Below are 19,309 nucleotides of genomic sequence, written 5' to 3' on the forward strand. Positions count from 1 at the left end.
AATAATCTGGCAAGGCTGCCCTAAATATAACCCCTCCCGCCAGTGAAATTGAAAATAAATCCCATTTAAGCCTTTACGCATGATTGCAAAAAGGTTAGCCTCACCTCCATGCAAAAAAATCTTTATAGATGACGCACTCTCACACCGATTAATTAAATCTGCCGACGAACTCGCAGCGCTCTCGTCCATCAACGACCCCGAATCTGCCGCAGCCATCGATACGCTTCTCGACGATGAACTCGCCGATCTACGCGACGTTATCTGCCTCGATCCACGCCAACACGCCGCCCTCATCTCGGGACTTCCTTTCCCTGCGGTCAACGGCCCCACCCCGGCTTCGTGGCAAGAATGCCGCGGCAAAGTCCGAACGTGGCGGTTCATGCTTGCCATAGTGGCATCCGCGGTAGGACGTCCCTTCGGTTGGCTAGGACAACAAGAAGGACGCCTCATTACCGATCTCGTCCCCACCAAGGGCCAAGAAGCACAACAGGTGGGTGCGAGTAGCAGCACTTCCCTCACACTGCATACCGAGGATGCTTTTCATCCCCGCCGTTCTACCCACTTTGCACTGTTTGGGCTCCGCAACCCAAAAAAAGTAGGGACGACTTTAGCGCCTTGCGATCAAGCCTGGAAACACTTAGACGCGGATTCCCGCAAAGTCCTTATGACTCCCGGCGCGGTCATCCTGCCCGATGACTCCTACGCTGACTTTGACAACTCAGCCCCGGAGTCCATGACCGCCGTGTGGGAACGCGACCATGGTCTAGGTTTGCGTTTTGATCCCTCTTATACCGATCGTTCAACCGGATCACCACGCTGGTGGCAGGCCTATGAACAGCTCGCCGCAGCGCTCGATTCGGTGACATATTCAGTGCCCATCGAACCGGGGCAGCTAGTAATCATCAACAATGACACCTGTGTACACGGCCGAGTCCCCTTCACAGCAGACTACAACGGAACCGATCGTTGGATGCTCCGCATTAATATGATGGAGCACAATACCCAGCGTTTACCCTCTGAATCAGCAGAGCCCGGTTATGGGCAGCGCATCCGTTGCATCGACGGGCAGGTCCTATGACCAGCACACTCCGTATACTCCGCAGCGCAGACCTCGCCCACGTGGTAGTCGATCCCCAATCAGTTCTCAGCGCCGTGCGTACTGCGCTTACAGAGCTGGGGCGCGGGGATGCCGAATGCCCCGAAAAAATTACAGTCAAGGTTCCCACCAGCGTGAGTTACTCGATGCTGGGCCGTAGTTCGACGCTGTCTACCGTGGGTTTTAAAACTTCTTTCACGCACTGGGAACCACGCAACGCCGACGGGCACCGTGAAAAATCCTATGCAACCACGCTCACGCTTTACGACGACACCACCGGCGCCCCCATCGCCATGATGGATGGTGCCCCCATCGGAGCGTTAAGAACCCCCGCCGTCTCCGCAGTTTTGGCGCAGGCCGCTGGATGCAGCCCTACATCGACACTCGTTATCGGTTCAGGGGTCCAAGGACAACAGGCCTCCCCCTTCCTACTCACAGAATTTCCCACTTTGTCCCGGCTCATAATCTCAGGACATCACCCGGATAGTGTGGAAAGAGCAAAGGACCTTGCGTTGCGCTTAAAACAGCAGCGTCACGAGGAAGGGACATCACCGTTGATCTGGTCGATGACCCTGCGCCATTAGCACGCGAATGTGATCTTGTTATCGGGGCAGCCGGGCCCGATACTCCCGCGGTGGTTACCGCCAAGGACCTCCAAGAACATGCCACCGTCGTGGTGGTGGGTTATGGCATCGATGCCAGCGTCTGCCATCAAGCGGAGCGGATTATCACCACAAGCGAACGGCAGATGCATCTCACGGAACAGACTTTGCAGATGCGCACGGTGTTATGCCCGAAATAACTGCCGAGCTCCCCGCGCTTTTAGCTTCCCAACGCCCATTGCGGGCGTCGTCAGGCATTACTTCCTGTTACAACAGCGGCCTTGTCCTTACAGACATCGCAGTAGGTTCTGTTTTCGCGGCTGCAGCCATAGAGCAAAACCTTGGGGTGGAGGTGGACCTATGGTAGCCGCTCCCGTTTGTCGTATGCCGATCCCCTCATGGCAGGAGGAATTAGCGCACTCACCGACATTGGAGAGCATCGCGCATGTCGCCCGTGGACCTTTCCACGTCCTATACCCGCGCAATTTCACGGACACGGCGAAACACTGGATCGACACCGCTGCAGATATCGGAATCGCTTTTGGTCTGCGCTTTGGCAAGAAATCCAACAAATCCGGATGCTTTGCGCGGTGCCTCGCCGATATATGTGCGCAGGGATACGACGCCGGAATCGACGTTGCCAGCACCAACGAGCTCCATGCTGCTCTCTGCGCAGGAGTGCCTGGAGAACAACTCGTGGTTACCGGCCCCACTCCAACCGCTGACCTTATCCGGCTTGCTACCTACCACGGTTCTCTTCTAACGGTCTCTAGGCCCGAGGACGTTGATGCGATAGCCAGGGTCATGCACGATATACAGCCGATAAAAAAGCTCAGGGTCATGCTCCGTCTTAGTTCTCGCGGACCACACACGCGCTTTGGTATGAGCCCCGAACAGAGTTATGCCGTAGCGCAGGCGTTAGAGTCTGGTCGCCACCGAGGCCTTCCTGTAAGCATCATCGGCGTGAGTTTTCATTGCAATGGATACGACTTAGACGAGCGTTAAAGACAGGGCGATTGCCCACGGAATCACGCTGCTGGCCGAGCCAGGAAGAAGTTTGTGCCAAGCAGTAGGAGCAAGCTACTTTCCCGTGCTCTCCTGCCACAGGCTTCCCAATGCAGAGGGAAACGTAACCGTTGTAGAGGGTACCAGCCTGAGCCTGTCTGAGCAGTGGTTTGACTCCGAGTACTACCCGGACCCGTATCTCATCCGTGCGGGGACAATCGTTGACCAGGGTGAACCCACGAGTTCCGCCGTGGCGGGATCTACATGCTTGGATGGCGATTACCTAAGCCGGAGGTTTATCCGCTTCCCCGACCGTCCCCAACCTGGCGACATTCTGGTCTATCCCGATACGGCGGGCTATCAGATGGATTCCAACGAATCCGCGTTTCATGGCAAAGAGCCTCCCAAAAAAATTGTCTTTTCCACTACCCCACACCAGCACTTCACAGAGGATTTTTCATGACCAACACCGTTGTTACCCGCGTATCCCAGCTCATTGGCAACACCCCGCTATTCGAGCTCGTCGCTACGCCTTCTGGAAGCCGAGTATTGCTTAAACTCGAACAATTTAATCCCTCCGGGAGCGCAAAAATTCGCATGGCGGAATCCATGATCAACGCCGCAGAAGCAGAGGGCAGGCTCCAGGCCGGCGGCACGATTGTCGAGTCCACCTCAGGAAACACGGGGCAAGGCCTAGCAATTCTTGCGGTTGAGCGCGGCTATAAATTTGTGGCTGTGGTGGATAACCACTCCTGTAAAGACAAACTCAATGCCATGAGCGCAATGGACACTCACCTCGAATATGTTGCGGCAGAAGGCGACGATGCGCTTGCGACCTCAGCACGCGAGGACTACGCCGAAGAACTTGGTCAACAACCCGGATGGGTTTTTATGAAGCAACACGACAACGAGGCCAATTCCAGGGGCTACTACCCCGCCGCAGACGAAATCATAGAAACGCTAGGACACTGCCCGTCTCATCTGATCAGCGCGGTGGGCACAGGCGGGAGCCTGTTCGGGGTGACCGAACGCCTTAATGAGCTGGGTTATCGGCCACACACTATAGGGGTAGAACCCGAAGGATCTATCGCTTTTGGCGGACCGGCGCATGATTACAGGCAATCGGGTACCGGTACTCCTGAGGGGGCCGTTATCGGCACTGCTGTACGCTACGATCTCCTCGATATGGGGGCAAAGGTCTCTGACATCGCTGCTTTCGCGGCTTGCCGGACGATCGCAAGGCATACTGGTCTGCTGCTCGGAGGTTCCGCCGGCGGAGCCGTTGTTGCTGCATTAGAGTTGCTTCCTACGCTGCCGGCTGGGTCCACGTCAGTAACCATGGTCTGCGATGGCGGCGAAAAATACTTGGATACTGTCTTCAACGACTCATGGATGCGCTCTCATAACCTGCTTGATTCCGACCTTGAGGAACAAATCTGGAAGCATATAACCGCATTGCGTGAGGGAGTATCCCCTGCCCCGCTAAAACTCACCCGAGTCTCTTGGTCAAAGGAAAAAACGTGCGTCTAGCTAGCTCTGGTTCACAAGATCCCGGCTTTTTACATAGGCAACTTCTGCGGCTTTCCCTCCCCTTAGCTGGGACCCAGCTGGCCAACATTGCGTTATCCACCACGGACACCATCGTGATGGGATATCTCAGCGTTGCGGCCCTGGCAGGTGGTGGTCTGGCGGTGATCTGGTTTAACCAAATTCGCACGATGGCGGTCGGCCTCCTTACTCCCTTGGGAAACCGTATCGCGCAAGTCCATGCACGCTACGAGCATAATCCCAGTACTGAGCTGCAACAAGAGATCCGCAATCTCACGCGCACTGGCCTGTTCTTAGCAACAGCGAGCGGGGTTATTGGTGCAATCCTTCTCGTCCTGATTAGTTACGCGCTGCCGTTGTTCGGCCAGCCGTCGGCGGTTACCGACGCCGCTATCCCCATGATGTGGGCTCTAGCCCCTGGTCTTATTCCGTGTCTCTGGTTCCAGGTATCACGGCAGTTTTGTGTAGGGCTAGGCAAACCACAATCGCTCTTGGGGATCACCCTCGCCATGGTCGTTGTCAATGCCTTGCTGAACTTTGCTTTTGCCTTTGGCTACGGGCCGTTTCCTGAGCTTGGTCTCGTAGGAATCGGTCTATCCACCACGCTCGTTCACTGCATATCTGCAGCCGCCTATTTCGTCTTAATCAACAGAAATCCTGACATTAACGCGTTCCACGCCATCGACTTTTGGCGTCGCGACGCAACCTCGTTCCGCTCCCAGCTCCTGCCGCAGCTACGTACTCAGCTGCGTTTAGGGGCTCCGGTCTCAGCCACCTATGGCGCGGAAGCCGGCATGTTTTCGGTCTTAGCCCTCATCATGGGGTCATTCGGCGCTGATGCTCTTGCGGCTCACAATGTGGTGTACCAAGTTACGTTCATCGTTTTCCAAATCGGAATCGGTTTTTCCCACGGCAGCTCAATACTGGTCAGCCGTGCATTTGGGCTTCACGACGTCCACCTCTCCCGACGTATCGGTCTGCAAGCGCTAGCCACCATGATGGGAGTTGTAGCCATAGCCGCGATTTTTTTCCTTTTCACACCCGAATTTGTGCTCCGTCCTTTTATGCGTGATGCCACCCCCGAAGCACTGGCTCTCGCAGTGTCTTTGCTCATGATCGGCACGCTCATGGAGTTTGTGGATACTGGCCAAAACGTGGCAATCGGTGCATTACGAGGCATCAATGACACCTCAACAGGCCTTAAAGCTTCCCTCCTAGGCTATTGGGTTGTAGGACTTCCCGCTGCTTTAGCTTTTGCCTATGGTTTTCATCTCGGTCCTCATGGAATCTGGTGGGGTTTAGTCGCCGGGCTGGCAACATCGGCGTTCCTTTTATGGACCACCTTCCTACGAAAAACCCAGGCTCTAGAAAAGTCATAGGGCGCTACCTGCGAGTACGTACACCACAAAGATTGGTAGTTGTCCTGTAATTCAGGAACAGCTACCAATCTTCTTTTCTTTACACATAGGCCTCAAAAACTGGCTAAGACACCAACACACTTCAGCTAAAAAGTTTTAAAAACTTAGCATTTCCACTGGTGTAGCACCCATCTTCTTTCCTTCTTCGAACAATCCATCGCATGCTACACATCCAATGTCACAAGGGCTTCATATCTTCTATATCAGACAAGCACCGCGGTCCAGACTCTCGTGGAAACCGCGACCTATATTTTCTACGGATGCTGTGCTCGCGGTGTTTGTCACCCATGACAATCAATGACTATTCCCTCATAGTCCATGTTCAAAGGAGCACCGATGTCTGCACCTATCCCTCAGCCAACAGATAACCCATACACCCAGCAGCCTCCTGCAAAAAAGAAAGGTGGATGCTTTAAGTGGGGAGCCATCGCTGGTGGTGGTCTCCTCGTCCTTGGAATTGTATCTTCTCTGGGAGGTGGCGGTGACACCAACACTTCTGCAGGGTCCCCAACCACCCAACAGCAAGCTATAAACAACATTGCAGCAACGCCACAGCACAACGACGTTGCCACTGCGACTCAGACAACCGATGTTGCCGCTACCCCCGATGTCCCGCGTGAATTCAAAAATGCATTGCGCAGCGCCGAACAGTATTCAAAGCTCATGCACATGTCTAAAGCTGGTATTTACAACCAGTTAACATCCGAGTACGGGGAGAAATTCAGCCCCGAAGCAGCACAGTATGCAGTTGATACGATCAAAGCCGACTGGAGAACAAAAACGCACTGGAAACAGCAAAGAAATACCAAGACACTATGGCGATGTCTTCTGATGCAATTTACGACCAACTGGTCTCTGAGTACGGAGAAAAATTTACCCCCGAGCAGGCGCATTATGCCATTGACAACCTTCCGCAATAACATAGGTAGTTGAGATAGTAGCCCGGTATCGAGCCACCTTGCCCTGCCAATAAGGTTTTTGGGCAATGGTGGCTCTACCATTTATCCCATGTTGTATGCTTCTTCCGCGTTTTCTGCGGAGATTACTCTGGCGGCCGAAGCAAGCCAGACCGATACCCTTGTGTCCTTTGCGTGGATCATGGCGGCCGCGCTCGTAGCCCCGCTGCTCTCCTACGCCACGGGGAAACGTATCCCCGCCGTCGTGTTGCTCATCGCTTTCGGATGTCTCATTGGCCCCCACGTGCTGGGCTTGGCCTCGGAAGCCGGAGGCGTTGGATTAATCAAAGAAATCGGCCTAGGTATGCTCTTTCTTCTTGCCGGCTATGAGATCGATCCGGAAACCCTCCGTGGAAAGGAAGGACGATCCGGCCTTTCCACGTGGATCATATGTGCGGTGTTGAGCTTCCTCGGAGCTTTTGCCATCTTGGGCTTTGATAACTTTTCCACAGCAATCGTGCTTGCCATCGCCGTTACCTCCACGGCAATTGGAACGTTGCTACCGATTATGAAGCAACAGAATCTGCTGAACACCTCCGTGGGATCATCCCTCATGATTCATGGAGCAATCGGAGAAATCGCCCCTATTCTGGCCATGGCTTTATTGCTGTCGGCTCGCTCAACATGGATGACAGCTGCTGTCCTGTTCGTGTTCTTCCTCATCGCTATTGTGGTAGCCATTGTCCCCAAGACCGTGAAATTGTTCCTCCCATGGATGGGACGTGCGATGGTCGATGGGGCGGGATCAACAAACCAGACAGTCCTGCGACTCATCTTGTTAATGCTGGCCATCTTGATGGCTGTCGCAGCAGTCTTTGAATTAGACGTGGTCCTCGGGGCTTTTGCTGCAGGCTTTATCCTGCGACAAATGGTTCCCCAAAAGTACCGAGTAGCACTGGAACAGCGTCTAGATATTGTCGGTTATAGCCTGCTTATACCGGTATTCTTCATTTGTTCGGGTATGGCCATTGATCCCGCAGCAGTGGCAGAAAAGCCCTGGTTCCTCATCATTCTTATCCCGCTGATTTACATCACGCGCGGTCTTCCAGTCTTCTTGCGGGAGATGTTCTTTAATACTGGCTCGGGGCTAAAAGATTGGAGAGAAAAATTACAGCTGAGCTTGTTTGCCGCGGCTGCTCTACCGATCATCGTGGCAGTTACGGAAGTCGCCACGGCTTCCCGCATATTGAGCCACGAAAATGCGTCCATCATGGTAGCTGCGGGCTCTATCACTGTACTGCTCTTCCCCTTGCTCGCTAGTCATCTCAAGCCAGCGAAAGCTTATACGGAGTCCCCGCAACAGAATCAGGACGCCTCACATTCCTAGGCAAGACCGCTTTCTTGGAGGGTAGGGAGCACATTTAGTGGTGTGCTCCCCCTCGTTCTTTACGCCCAGAGGTGTTACTGTAGTTAAAACTATTGCCTGTAGCATCAAAATTCGCCCCACGAGGTTTAAACACATCCAAAAGCCTCATTTGTATCATGTGTCTGAGTTTTGCTGCCGCTGCATATTTCTGACCGACCCAGCACTTTTACACTGTTTGAAAGACAGGAAAGTCATTTAGCATGCCCAACTTTGATACTCCGATGTCCCGGCGTGGATTCCTCAAGGCATCTGCTGCCTTTGTCGGTGGCGCTGCCACACTGGCAGCGACTCCTGCCGCATCTGCCGCACCCGGACCGATCCTGGGAACCGTCATCGACTTTGCCGCCGGAGTTCCCCGCGCACACGATGTCAAAGCAGCAGGACATATTGGCGCCGTCCGATATGTTTCCCAACGTCGCCCTGGCACCGAAAACTGGATGCTTGGCAAACCAGTCACACTCGCAGAGACCACAGCCAATGCTGCTCTAGGACTCGCCACTGCATCTGTTTACCAGTTTGGCAAGGATGCTACTGCGGATTGGAAGCAGGGCGCCGCCGGTGCAGTAGTCCACGCACCACAAGCCATCGCCCTTCACGTCGGCGCAGGTGGCCCTAAAGGACGTCCGATCTATGTGGCGATTGATGACAACCCAACGCGCGCCCAATATGACCACCAGATCCGACCATATTTGCAGACTTTTGGCTCGGCACTCAGTGCCGCTGGCTATAGCCTCGGCATCTACGGCAACTACAACGTGATCGACTGGGCTATTGCTGATCGTCTTGGCTCTTTCTTCTGGCAACATGATTGGGGCTCCAACGGCCGCATCCATCCACGCACCACGATCCACCAGAAAGCTGGATACGCAAGCAAAATCTCCGGCATCGGCGTGGACATCAACAATGTGTACGCCTCGGATTGGGGTCAGTGGCTCCCCGGCACCGCCCCGGCAGCACCGCCTTTTCTTCCAGGCAACCCCGCTCCCGTAATTCCGGGTCTCCCCGATCTCCAGCAGCTCTCTTCTCAGCTTCCTATCAATATTCCTGCACCGCAGCAGGCGCAGATTAACGCTGCACTTGAGGTGCTCAAGATGATTAGCCCGCGCTAGGACCAACATCAAGCGGCGGCCTTAACACAAGGTCGCCGCTTAGTTATTTCCGCAAGATCTGATGCTGAACCAGATCGGTCAAGTCTTTTTGTGTTCCCACCACAGCTGCAGCCACGACAAAATCGGCTCCGAAAGATACCGACGAGTGCATATCTCTGTCATTTGACCAGCCGAGTTTGGTTCCTTCCACCCCAGGTAGCGTGTACGTACCAAAATCCTGCACAGTGCCGTCGCTTGCTTTGCTTGCAACCGACCGCATCGCGGAGAGAACTTTAGACTCGGGATTCTCCCGCAACAGCTGCACAATAAAATGAACCACGTCATACGTTGACGTATATGAATAACCCCAGCGACCAACAGTTTTTGTAGCCTCTAAGCTGTATTTCCTAGCTGTTGCGTCTATGCAATCTGGATAGGCGTCGAAAAGCGCGTCTGCTATATCGTCGTCCGTTTTTTGGATCATCCGAACAGCTTTTATTTGTTCTTTGCGAGTTCCATGCTCAAAAACATAGTCGGCGATATACAGCTTGCTCAGGCTTAGCGCCGGCCGTGCAGTTCGTTCTGCCGCAGTTCCACGGTGCTCTCCTGTGCGCACATTTACATATGTAACTTGGTCGCGCAGCCAATCCACACCAGACGATTGCAATGGCTCCGCGGTATCAAACACGAGTGGTGCGCTGGGAATATCTGCGGCCGAGGCCTTGGGCTGACCGAGAGTAGCCAGGGCAGAATCACCAGAAGGTCCCTCCCCCGAGACAAAGGGAAGGGACACAAGAGCGGCCGCGGAAACAATCAGTGGTACACACTTCCACCGCGGTAGATACGGCGCGCAATATTCTGTCGCACCCGAACCACTATCCATGCGGACAATAATAGTGTCCGACGCTGATCGCTCAACGCCGGACACCACCAGATACCCCGAACACCGCGGCAAGCTCCGGTGATGACTCACCGCGGAGGTCTGTGAACGGAAATCCGTTAGGTTACGGGGATGCGACTAGGTTCGGGACTAGTGATCCACTGGAGCTTCGACACCAACACCGGTGAGGGAACGAACTTCCATCTCAGCCTGCAGGTCATCAAAGTTATCGGGTTTGCCCACCAAGGTTCCGATGTAACCAGCTAGGAAGGCCAGCGGGATAGAGACGATGCCGGGGCTGGTCAGCGGGAACCAAGCGAAGTCTGCGCCCGGGATCATCGATGTAGGCGACCCCGATACTGCTGGGGAGAAGATAATCAGCAACAGTGCCGCACCGAGTCCGGTGTAGATCGAGGCAATGGCACCCGTGGTGTTGAACTTCTTCCAGTACAGCGAGTACAAAATCGTCGGGAGGTTTGCAGAAGCTGCGATAGCAAAGGCAAGGGAGACCAGGAAGGCCACGTTTTGCTGCATCGCCAGGATGCCCAGGGCGATAGCCGCGACACCGATCACGATAACGGTGATACGAGAGACGCGCACCTGCTCTTCCTCGGTGGATTGTCCGTCGCGAAGCACTGCGTCGTAGATATCGTGAGCCACTGATGCAGAAGCAGTAATGGCAAGGCCAGCCACCACGGCGAGAACCGTAGCAAAGGCAACTGCAGAGATCAGAGCCATGAAGACAGGGCCGGTAAGTTCCAGAGCAAGGAGTGGGGCTGCGGCGTTAGCAGTACCCGGCGCGGCCATGATGCGGTCCGGGCCAACGAGAGCGGCTGCACCGAACCCGAGGACCAGGGTCATCAGGTAGAAAGCACCGATCAACACGATTGCCCAGGTGACGGAGCGACGTGCTTCCGTTGCGGTTGGCACCGTGTAAAAACGCATCAACACGTGTGGCAGACCTGCTGTACCCAAAACCAACGCAATACCGAGCGAGAGAAAATCAAGCTTGGACGTTGCAGTCGCGCCATACTTCAGGCCTGGCTCCAAAATCTGGGAGGCGTCGTAGCCCTTCTTGGCCAGGTAATCGGAAGCCGCATGCGTGGAAACAGCCTGATCGAAGAGGTTGGAGAGCCCACCCTTGACCATCACAAAGACCAGAATCGTCATGATGGTCACGCCACCAACGAGGAGCACAGCCTTGATCATCTGGACGTAGGTTGTGCCTTTCATGCCACCGATCAAGACGTAGACGATCATGATGACGCCCACGACAGCGACGACGATCGACTGGGCTGCTTTGCTGTGCAAGTCGAGAAGCACGGAGACCAGCGCACCGGCGCCCGCCATCTGAGCGATCAGGTAGAACAGCGACACAAACAACGTGCCAAAGGCCGCAGCCACACGGACTGGCTTCTGCTTGAGGCGGAAGGAAAGAACATCGGCCATAGTGAAGCGGCCAACGTTACGTAGTGGCTCTGCAACGAGGAGCAAAGCGACGAGCCATGCGACGAAGAAGCCAATGGAATAGAGGAATCCGTCATAACCACTGAGGGCAATGGCTCCAACGATGCCTAGGAAGGAGGCAGCAGAAAGGTAATCGCCTGCGATAGCCAAGCCGTTCTGTTTTCCGGAGAAGGATCCGCCACCGGTATAGAAGTCAGAGGCTTCTTTGGTGGATTTACCTGCACGCAGCACGACGGCCATCGTGATCACGATGAAAGCGACGAAGACGATAATGTTAAGGACTGGGTTTCCTGCAGACGATTCCGCTGCAACATAAGAGGTGGTCATGTTTAGCCCTCCATTTCTTCACGAATCGCACGTGCACGCGGCTCGATGTTCTTGTTTGCGTACTTGATGTAGATCCACGTGATCACAAAGGTGGTCACAAACTGTGTCATTCCTAGGATCACGCCTAAGTTGATCGAGCCAACCACTTTCGTCCCCATAAAATCTGGAGCATAGGTCGCTGCGATAACGAATACGAGGTACCAGACGAAGAACGCGATGCTCATCGGGAAGGTGAAGGAACGATATGTTCGCTTCAGCTCCTTGAACTGGGGGCTCACTTGCATGGCACGAAACTCTGCAGCAGTTGGCTGCCGCACGCCATGCGCCTCAGTTGGTGCACTCATCTCGAATGCTCCTTTCCTCTGAAGTGTTCGGGGGTTTCAGACGTTGAGAGTCCAACCCGTGAGATCCGGGTCACAAACTCAATGGGTAAAAGTTACCCAAGTCACAAGATATTTGGATAGTAAATTTTCTAAACCTCCCTACCCCTAGCGTCCCAGCCACCCCCTCAAGCACCCTTTTACTGCACCAACACGGACGCAAGCCCACCCCCACATTTGCCACAATCAGTCTTTTGCAAATTTTGTTAATCCCGTATCCGCAAGTTTTCGCGGCTTTAACTTCTACCATTTGCCTTATAAAGCCCCACCCCGCTGGGCCTCACTGAGCGCCACCGATCCCCACCGCCGCATCTTGACCAACAGAAAAGGCGGGCCCCATATAAGGACCCACCTTTATGCACAGCAGCCAGTAACAACCGCAGGATTATCGCCCCTTAAACTGCGGCACCCGTTTTTCCGCCCGCGCTTGCCGGGCCTCCCTCATGTCCTCGCTAAACCAGCACTGAGAAAATAACACTTGCGATTGCTCATCCAACGCATAGTCGGTCTCACCGTAATTAAGCGCCCCCTTGAGCTGACGCACGGCAAGAGGCGCCAGACCAGCTACCTCATGAGCAAAAGCAACCGCTGCGGCATGGTCACCTCGGGATAGAGCGAATCCACTAGCCAAGGCAGCATCAGAGGTCAACGTTGCACCAGCAAGCAACAGGTTCCTAGCAAAGGCACCACCACAGAGCTTTTGTGCACGCCCTATCGTCCACCCATCAAGCGCAAAGCCCAAAGAGGCAGCAGGAACTTTAAACCATGCCGACTCCCCAACAACGCGGAGGCCGCATGCCAGCGCAAGCTGCATTCCGGCACCCACCGCAGGGCCCTGCACATTAGCTATTACCAGCACCTTTGCCTGAATAATCGAGTGCAACATGGCAAAGAGTGCATCATGAAAATCGGAACCATACACCGCTCCATCCGGGCCTTGCTCTCCCGCAGAACCAAGGTCTGCGCCTGCGCAAAATGCCCGCCCCACTCCGCTCACGACGACCGCGCGCACCGATGCATTATCGACGGCCGCAGCCGAAGCCTCAGAAACCGCATGCGCAATCGCTAAGCACATATCACGAGAAAGAGCGTTCCGACGCTCATCTCTATCTATAACTATGTGACGTACAAAGCCATCAGACGACACCTTGACAGTTTCTATCCCGCCCAGAGCATGCAAGGCCTCATCCTCCCGATCATGTTCAAGCAATCCTATCTTCTCCTCCTACACGGGGTCCTTTTCACTCTTCACAGCACAGTCACTCCGCATTAGAGTGGGCCCTTGTACATCTGGCGGGCGTCGAAAAGCTTAATCTTCCAGGCCTGGCCATTCGCGCGGATCAGGGAATGCTCTTCCACCGGTCGCGTCGAGTGCGGTGATTGCCTTCAGCTCTTCTTCACTAAGTTCAAAATCAAAAATATTGATATTTTCGCGCTGTCTATCAGGGTGAGCGGACTTGGGAACGACCGAACATCCCAGTTGCACAACCCACCGCAATATAATCTGAGCAGGCGATTTTCCGTATTTCTTTGCGATTGCGGCAACGATCGGCTCGTTCAACGACTCTCCGTGTCCCAACGGCGACCACGCTTCCGTAATCACCCCAAGTTTACGATGAACCTCCCGTTGATCAGGTTGAGAAAATCCCGGATGCAACTCAACTTGGTTCACCGCAGGGGCAATACCCGTCGCACGAGTTATCTCTTCGAGCACGTCAGGGTAGAAATTAGCCACAGCCACTGACTGCAATTGACCCAAGCCCTGTAGCTTTGCCACGGCTTCAAATGTCTCTACATACAGCCCCTTCTGCGGGCACGGCCAATGCACCATATAGCAATCGACATAGTCGAGGCCGAGTCGGGTAAGAGAATCCTGGAACGCACGCTGAACTTTATCCGCGCCATGCATGTCATTCCACGCCTTCGTAGTGATAAAGAGCTCATCCCGGGTCACATCACCAGCAGCAATTGCGTCTTGAATAGCCCGGCCCACCTCCTGCTCATTTTTATACAGCGCGGCGGTGTCTATATGGCGATATCCAAGATTAATTGCGCTGCGTACTGCGGTAACGGCATCTTCACCGCGTAATTCCCACGTCCCAAGGCCAATAATGGGCATCTCGGTGGCGTCATTGAGCGTCACGGTAGGAACGGATTGTGCATCAATCATCATCATTCACCTCTCAGGAGTCACGCAGGCTCAAACGTTGAAGACGTTAATCAGCGGCGTTCTTGAGGATCGCCCGTTTAGCGTCGCACTACTACCTTGGAGCCGATCTTAGAGAAAACCAAGAAGCTTCGCTTGGCATTCATCCGTTCTTTGTACATTCTTTCCCCATCTGCCAGCAGCCCCTCCCCGATCTCCTCGTCTCCCACATCCACCGGCAATAGAAAGCTACAGAAGATACGGACACTGCGAGCCAATCGACGTCAACCCTCTTATCACTCCACTTATTAGCCGGAGAGAATCGAGCGATAGTCAAGCACTATGTCTCAATCGATCCCCTCCGTTTCAATGCTTTTGCCTATATTTTTGACATTCATCTCAGCAGTCAAAAAACTTTCTTGACAACAAACGGCCAGTTCAGGGCCATATATTTCCAACACAGGAACATTAAAACAAGGGCAATATATATACAATTCTCAGTTTTCGCTACAATGTACCCAACAGCTATCGCGCACGCGCATACTGTCTCGCTAACCACAATCGTGGTTAGGGCTTTAACAGGTAATTTCCACGAAAGGAAAAACATGTCTCGCACATTGACACTCCGCGCTGCAGTAGCACTGGTCGGAGTTTCAAGCATTGCAGTCCTCAGCGCTTGTTCGAACTCAACAACAACAAAGGACTCCGCAGACAAAGCCATGACCTCCGCGGCTTCCACCGCAACCAACTCACACGCTTTTGCCACCGCCGAGCTAAAGAACCAATCCGGCGAAGGCGTGGGCACGGTTGAGTTCACTAAAACCGCTGCGGGTACCAAAATCACAGTGGCAGCAAAGGGACTGACCCCTGGTTTCCACGGCTTCCATGTCCATGACAAGGGCGTCTGCGAGGGCAACTTTAAGTCTGCCGGCGGACACCTTCATGGCAAGAATCAGCCACACGGTGATGGCTACCACCCACACGCAGGCGATCTTCCTTCCGTGCTCGTTAACGCAGATGGCACAGGACACCTTGAGGTGGTCACCGATGCTGTTGATGAAGAGCTACTTTTTGGCGCAGATGGGACGTCCCTGATTGTTCATGAAGGACGCGACAACTATGCCAACATCCCAGAGCGTTACGCACCTAACGGCCCAGATGAGGAGACCCTCAAAACTGGCGATGCCGGCGCCCGTGTCGCCTGTGGTGTCATCACCAAGAAGTAAAGCTCCTAAGGCTTTCTGATCTCGCAGCCCAATCCCAACAGCAGGCCCGTGCACAGGACTTCCCCGTTCTCATATGTGCACGGGCTTTCGCTTATTCAGACTGGCCTATTGATTCGCCGATACCCCCGACAGCATTGCGCCCGCGTTCCCGCATCTTTTCTTGCTTAAAACCGTTATCGTGGTCACATGACGCGCACATCTGCACACGATTTGATTACTGATGTTCTAGACCACGGCTCTTTTTATTCATGGGATACACCCCCACGCTATGGAGAAATTTCCGAAAGTTATCAAAGTACTCTGGCTAATGCACGAGAAAAATCTGGCGTAGATGAATCTGTTATCACCGGGGAGGGCACTGTCTGTGGGTATCGCGTAGCCATTATTCTCAGCGAATTTTCTTTTCTCGGTGGTTCTATCGGTGCAGCCACAGCCCACAGGATCATCAATGCCATCCATCGCGCTACGGCTGAGTGCCTTCCCCTGCTTATTTCTCCTTCTTCCGGCGGCACTCGCATGCAAGAAGGGACTCCTGCATTCGCGCTTATGGTGTCCATCACCACGGCGGTCTATCGACACAAAGACGCGCACCTGCCATTTTTGGTGTATCTGCGCAACCCCACTACCGGCGGAGTAATGGCTTCCTGAGGATCCGCAGGGCACTTTACTTTTGCCGAGCCAGAGGCACTCCTAGGTTTTCTCGGCCCCCGGGTAGTAGAACTCACCACAGGTACCCCGATTCCCCAAGGGGTCCAGTCTGGTGAAAACCTTGCGGCCAAAGGCGTCATAGACGGAGTAGTGTCTCCCCAACAGCTACGAGCAGCACTGAACAAGATTGTCAACGTATTGCTCATTCCTTCCACCACGAGCAGCCATACGCAGCTCCCAACTCCTGAACAAAGCTCCGTCCCCAGTGCATGGGAAGCTATCACGGCTACGCGCAGAAGCGATCGTCCGGGAATCCAATCCTTGTTATCTGCGATAGGCGAAGCCAACTACATTGAGCTCTCAGGAAGCGGCGATGGAAGGATATCGCCATCTGTGATCGTTGCCCTGGCCCGGATTGAAGGCCGCACGGTAGTCGTCGTTGGACAAGATAGACACGCACAACCCCCCTTTGCAGATTCCCAGCTAGGAACAGAGGCGTTACGATGCGCCCGGCGCGGTATTCAGCTAGCCCACGACCTGCAGTTACCGCTACTTTCAGTCATTGATACTCCCGGCGCTGAGCTAAGCGCACATGCCGAGGAAACCGGGATGGCCGGCTCAATCGCCCGTACGCTGGGAGAGCTCGTCTCCGTTGATGTTCCCACGGTCTCCGTTATTTTGGGCCAGGGCTGCGGCGGGGGCGCATTGGCGCTGCTTCCCGCGGATAAAGTTTTGGCCGCCACTCATGCTTGGCTAAGCCCACTGCCGCCCGAGGGTGCGTCCGCCATCATTTATCGCGATGTTGACCACGCCCCAGCCATGATGGAAGAACAGGGAGTGTCTGCCTTCGCGTTAACGTCGGCAGGCATTGTCGACGCAATCATCCCCGAGCTACCCGATGCTGCAGAAGAACCCCAGCTATTCGCCGAACGGGTGCTCCATAGTGTCTCCGCAGCATTCACAGAGCTGCAGCTCGCTCCCCAGCGAGTAGGAAGAGAGCAGCGCTTACGCCACTATGAAAAGCTTGCCGACGCCCTCAGCTAACGGCCACGACAATCAAGAACCGCGCTGTTTTGTTTAAAACAGCGCGGTTCTTGATTTATTCTACGTGGAAAGAATTAGCCCACGTTGAGCAGATCGATCATGAACACCAACGTGCGTCCGGACAATGGGTGTCCACCGCCTGCTGGGCCGTACGCTGCCTCTGGTGGGATAGTGAGCTGACGACGCCCGCCCACTTTCATCCCTGGGATTCCTTCTTGCCAGCCTGCGATCAGGCCGGACAGCGGAAACTCGATGCTTTGGCCGCGATCCCATGAGGAATCGAATTCTTGGCCGGTTTCAAAGTCCACACCCACGTAGTGAACCTCGACGAGTCCACCAGGCTGCGCTTCCGGACCATCGCCTTCGACGACGTCAAGGATGACAATGTCCTCTGGCGCCGGACCTTCGGGCACCTCAATCTGGGGCTTTTCCATGGATCTCTAACTCCTAGGATCGTTGAATGGGGATGAACCCGGATTCCTAGCCTGCCTCGAACAGCTGAGGGCAAGACGAGGCACGCGAAAACCGAGCGCGTTTATTCCACTTTACTGGGAATTCACGCGCTCGGCCTCAAAATGCAGCTCAGCAAGCTTTGTGAGGAGCTGGTTGTGTGTCGCTTAGCGCTGTTCGCGTGGCGTCACTTTACGCAAAGTCTCACCGGTGTAGATCTGGCGAGGGCGGTTGATCTTGGTCGTGGTTGCCAGCTGCTCACGGTACTGTGCGATCCAGCCCGGGAGACGACCAATAGCAAACAACACGGTGAAGAAGTCCGTCGGGAAGCCCATTGCCCGGTAGATCAAACCAGTGTAGAAGTCCACGTTGGGGTAGAGCTTACGGGAGACAAAGTAGTCGTCGGAAAGCGCAATCTCTTCCAGCTTCATGGCTAGATCCAGCAGCTCGTCGCCGCCTAGGTGCTCCAAGATCTCATGCGCAGTTTCTTTCACGATCGCAGCACGCGGATCGTAATTCTTGTACACGCGGTGGCCGAAGCCCATGAGGCGAACGCCTTTTTCTTTGTTCTTCACGCGGTTCATGAAGTCGGTTGCGTCGCCGCCGTGGTTCTGGGCGATATCGTCCAGCATTTCCAGCACAGCCTGGTTGGCACCGCCGTGCAGCGGGCCGGACAGTGCGTTGATGCCACCTGCGATGGCAACGAACATGTTGGCCTGTGCAGATCCGATCATACGGACTGTCGATGTAGAACAGTTCTGCTCGTGATCTGCATGCAGAATAAGAAGCTTATCCAGGGCCTTAGCCACCACTGGATCGACCTCATAAGGCTCGGTGGGATAACCGAACATCATGCGGAGGAAGTTCTCACGCGCATTCAGAGAGTTGTCCGGGTACAGGTACGGAGCACCTTTAGAAGCGCGGTATGCGTAGGCCGCAAGCATCGGAACCTTGGCCAGCAAACGAACCGTTGCCTTATCAAGCTGAGCCTCATCCAGCGGGTCCAACTGATCTTGGTAATAGGTGGAAAGAATGTTTACTGACGATGCAAGAACAGACATCGGGTGGGCGTTACGCGGGAAGATATTAAATTGTGCTTTGAAGTCCTCGTCAAGGAGGGTGTGGTGACGGATCTCGGAGTTAAAGCTATGCAGCTCCTCCACGGTAGGGAGATGCCCCTTAATAAGTAGGTAGGAAACCTCATTGAAGGTTGCGTTCTCTGCAAGGTCTGCGATGTCATAGCCGCGGTGGCGCAGAATGCCGTTGTCGCCGTCAATGTACGTAATTTTCGACTCGGTCGAACCGGTGCTGACGTAACCGGGATCGAATGTAACGAGACCGGTCTCAGAGAGCAGTTTGTCTAACACAACGCCGTCGTTGCCCTCGGTTGCGTGAATGAGGTCCATCTCATATTCGCCACCGGGGTAGTGGAGTACAGCTTTGTCTTTGTTGTCAGTAGCCACAGCTTCCCTTTCAATTTGTACTTAAATTAACGCCTATTCAGGTGTAGAAGGACGCCGTATTAATCGTTAAAGACGAGACGCCGTTGCCCAAAACTATAACCTTTTCGGACTTTTAGCATCGGCACGGTGTCTCCTTATACGACGGCTGGAAGGTATCTCTACCCCCATTCAGCACGTAGTGTCCATCGGGAAAGTATCT

14 protein-coding genes and 4 pseudogenes are annotated in these 19,309 nt (G+C 54.4%); 10 read left to right on the forward strand and 8 right to left on the reverse strand.

Annotated features, from left to right (window positions below; all coding sequences use genetic code 11):
• The first annotated feature begins 79 nt into the window (after window positions 1-79).
• The 8 genes and pseudogenes from ET810_RS11265 to ET810_RS11300 all read left to right on the forward strand — a co-directional run bounded on the left by ET810_RS11265 (window position 80) and on the right by ET810_RS11300 (window position 9,100).
• The gene (locus ET810_RS11265; RefSeq protein ID WP_087453621.1) at window positions 80-1,078 is read left to right on the forward strand and encodes a TauD/TfdA family dioxygenase; all 999 of its coding nucleotides are present in this window, start codon (window positions 80-82) and stop codon (window positions 1,076-1,078) included.
• Window positions 1,075-2,065 (forward strand): annotated as a pseudogene (locus tag ET810_RS13245) (ornithine cyclodeaminase). The gene ET810_RS11265 and the pseudogene ET810_RS13245 overlap by 4 nt, the downstream one beginning before the upstream one ends.
• A pseudogene (locus ET810_RS13250) lies at window positions 2,059-3,166 on the forward strand (alanine racemase). The pseudogenes ET810_RS13245 and ET810_RS13250 overlap by 7 nt, the downstream one beginning before the upstream one ends.
• Complete coding sequence (locus ET810_RS11280; protein ID WP_087453620.1) at window positions 3,163-4,233, forward strand: cysteine synthase family protein; 1,071 nt, start codon at window positions 3,163-3,165, stop codon at window positions 4,231-4,233. The pseudogene ET810_RS13250 and the gene ET810_RS11280 overlap by 4 nt, the downstream one beginning before the upstream one ends.
• Window positions 4,224-5,630, forward strand: a complete 1,407-nt coding sequence (locus ET810_RS11285; RefSeq protein ID WP_134316051.1) for an MATE family efflux transporter — start codon at window positions 4,224-4,226, stop codon at window positions 5,628-5,630. Before ET810_RS11280 ends, ET810_RS11285 begins: the two co-directional genes overlap by 10 nt.
• 375 nt (window positions 5,631-6,005) lie before the next feature.
• A pseudogene (locus ET810_RS13255) lies at window positions 6,006-6,589 on the forward strand (Ltp family lipoprotein).
• Window positions 6,590-6,677: 88 nt separating this feature from the next.
• Entirely contained in the window at window positions 6,678-7,952 is a 1,275-nt protein-coding gene (locus ET810_RS11295; protein ID WP_087453618.1) for a cation:proton antiporter, read from the forward strand.
• Window positions 7,953-8,191: 239 nt separating this feature from the next.
• On the forward strand, window positions 8,192-9,100 hold the full coding sequence (locus ET810_RS11300; RefSeq protein ID WP_134316052.1) for a DUF1906 domain-containing protein: 909 nt from the start codon (window positions 8,192-8,194) through the stop codon (window positions 9,098-9,100).
• A 43-nt stretch (window positions 9,101-9,143) separates the two neighbouring features.
• Here the strand turns inward: ET810_RS11300 and ET810_RS11305 are convergent, their stop codons facing one another.
• From ET810_RS11305 to ET810_RS12115, 6 genes are all read right to left on the reverse strand, one after another.
• Entirely contained in the window at window positions 9,144-9,962 is an 819-nt protein-coding gene (locus tag ET810_RS11305; protein WP_134316053.1) for a hypothetical protein, read from the reverse strand.
• A gap of 147 nt (window positions 9,963-10,109) precedes the next feature.
• Window positions 10,110-11,753: a solute symporter family protein gene (locus ET810_RS11310; RefSeq protein ID WP_134316054.1), complete on the reverse strand. Its 1,644-nt coding sequence runs from the start codon at window positions 11,751-11,753 to the stop codon at window positions 10,110-10,112.
• A gap of 2 nt (window positions 11,754-11,755) precedes the next feature.
• The gene (locus ET810_RS11315) at window positions 11,756-12,097 is read right to left on the reverse strand and encodes a DUF485 domain-containing protein (RefSeq protein WP_087453615.1); all 342 of its coding nucleotides are present in this window, start codon (window positions 12,095-12,097) and stop codon (window positions 11,756-11,758) included.
• Between the two features lie 421 nt (window positions 12,098-12,518).
• The gene (locus tag ET810_RS11320) at window positions 12,519-13,349 is read right to left on the reverse strand and encodes an enoyl-CoA hydratase (RefSeq protein ID WP_375167317.1); all 831 of its coding nucleotides are present in this window, start codon (window positions 13,347-13,349) and stop codon (window positions 12,519-12,521) included.
• Window positions 13,350-13,442: 93 nt separating this feature from the next.
• Window positions 13,443-14,303, reverse strand: coding sequence for an aldo/keto reductase (locus tag ET810_RS11325; RefSeq protein WP_087454850.1), 861 nt, complete (start codon window positions 14,301-14,303; stop codon window positions 13,443-13,445).
• Between the two features lie 77 nt (window positions 14,304-14,380).
• The gene (locus tag ET810_RS12115; protein ID WP_166741008.1) at window positions 14,381-14,557 is read right to left on the reverse strand and encodes a hypothetical protein; all 177 of its coding nucleotides are present in this window, start codon (window positions 14,555-14,557) and stop codon (window positions 14,381-14,383) included.
• A 327-nt stretch (window positions 14,558-14,884) separates the two neighbouring features.
• Here ET810_RS12115 and ET810_RS11335 point away from each other — a divergent pair, with 327 nt between their 5' ends.
• Window positions 14,885-15,505: a superoxide dismutase family protein gene (locus ET810_RS11335; RefSeq protein WP_087453612.1), complete on the forward strand. Its 621-nt coding sequence runs from the start codon at window positions 14,885-14,887 to the stop codon at window positions 15,503-15,505.
• 186 nt (window positions 15,506-15,691) lie between these two features.
• Window positions 15,692-17,197: pseudogene (locus tag ET810_RS11340) on the forward strand (carboxyl transferase domain-containing protein).
• A gap of 74 nt (window positions 17,198-17,271) precedes the next feature.
• Here ET810_RS11340 and fkpA read toward each other — a convergent pair.
• Entirely contained in the window at window positions 17,272-17,631 is a 360-nt protein-coding gene (gene fkpA / locus ET810_RS11345) for an FKBP-type peptidyl-prolyl cis-trans isomerase FkpA (RefSeq protein ID WP_013241465.1), read from the reverse strand.
• A gap of 183 nt (window positions 17,632-17,814) precedes the next feature.
• Window positions 17,815-19,110 (reverse strand): citrate synthase, encoded by a 1,296-nt coding sequence (locus ET810_RS11350; RefSeq protein WP_087453610.1) that lies wholly within the window; start codon window positions 19,108-19,110, stop codon window positions 17,815-17,817.
• Window positions 19,111-19,309: the final 199 nt, after the last annotated feature.

The sequence above is a fragment of the Corynebacterium silvaticum genome (genome assembly GCF_004382825.2).
Lineage (GTDB): Bacteria > Actinomycetota > Actinomycetes > Mycobacteriales > Mycobacteriaceae > Corynebacterium > Corynebacterium silvaticum.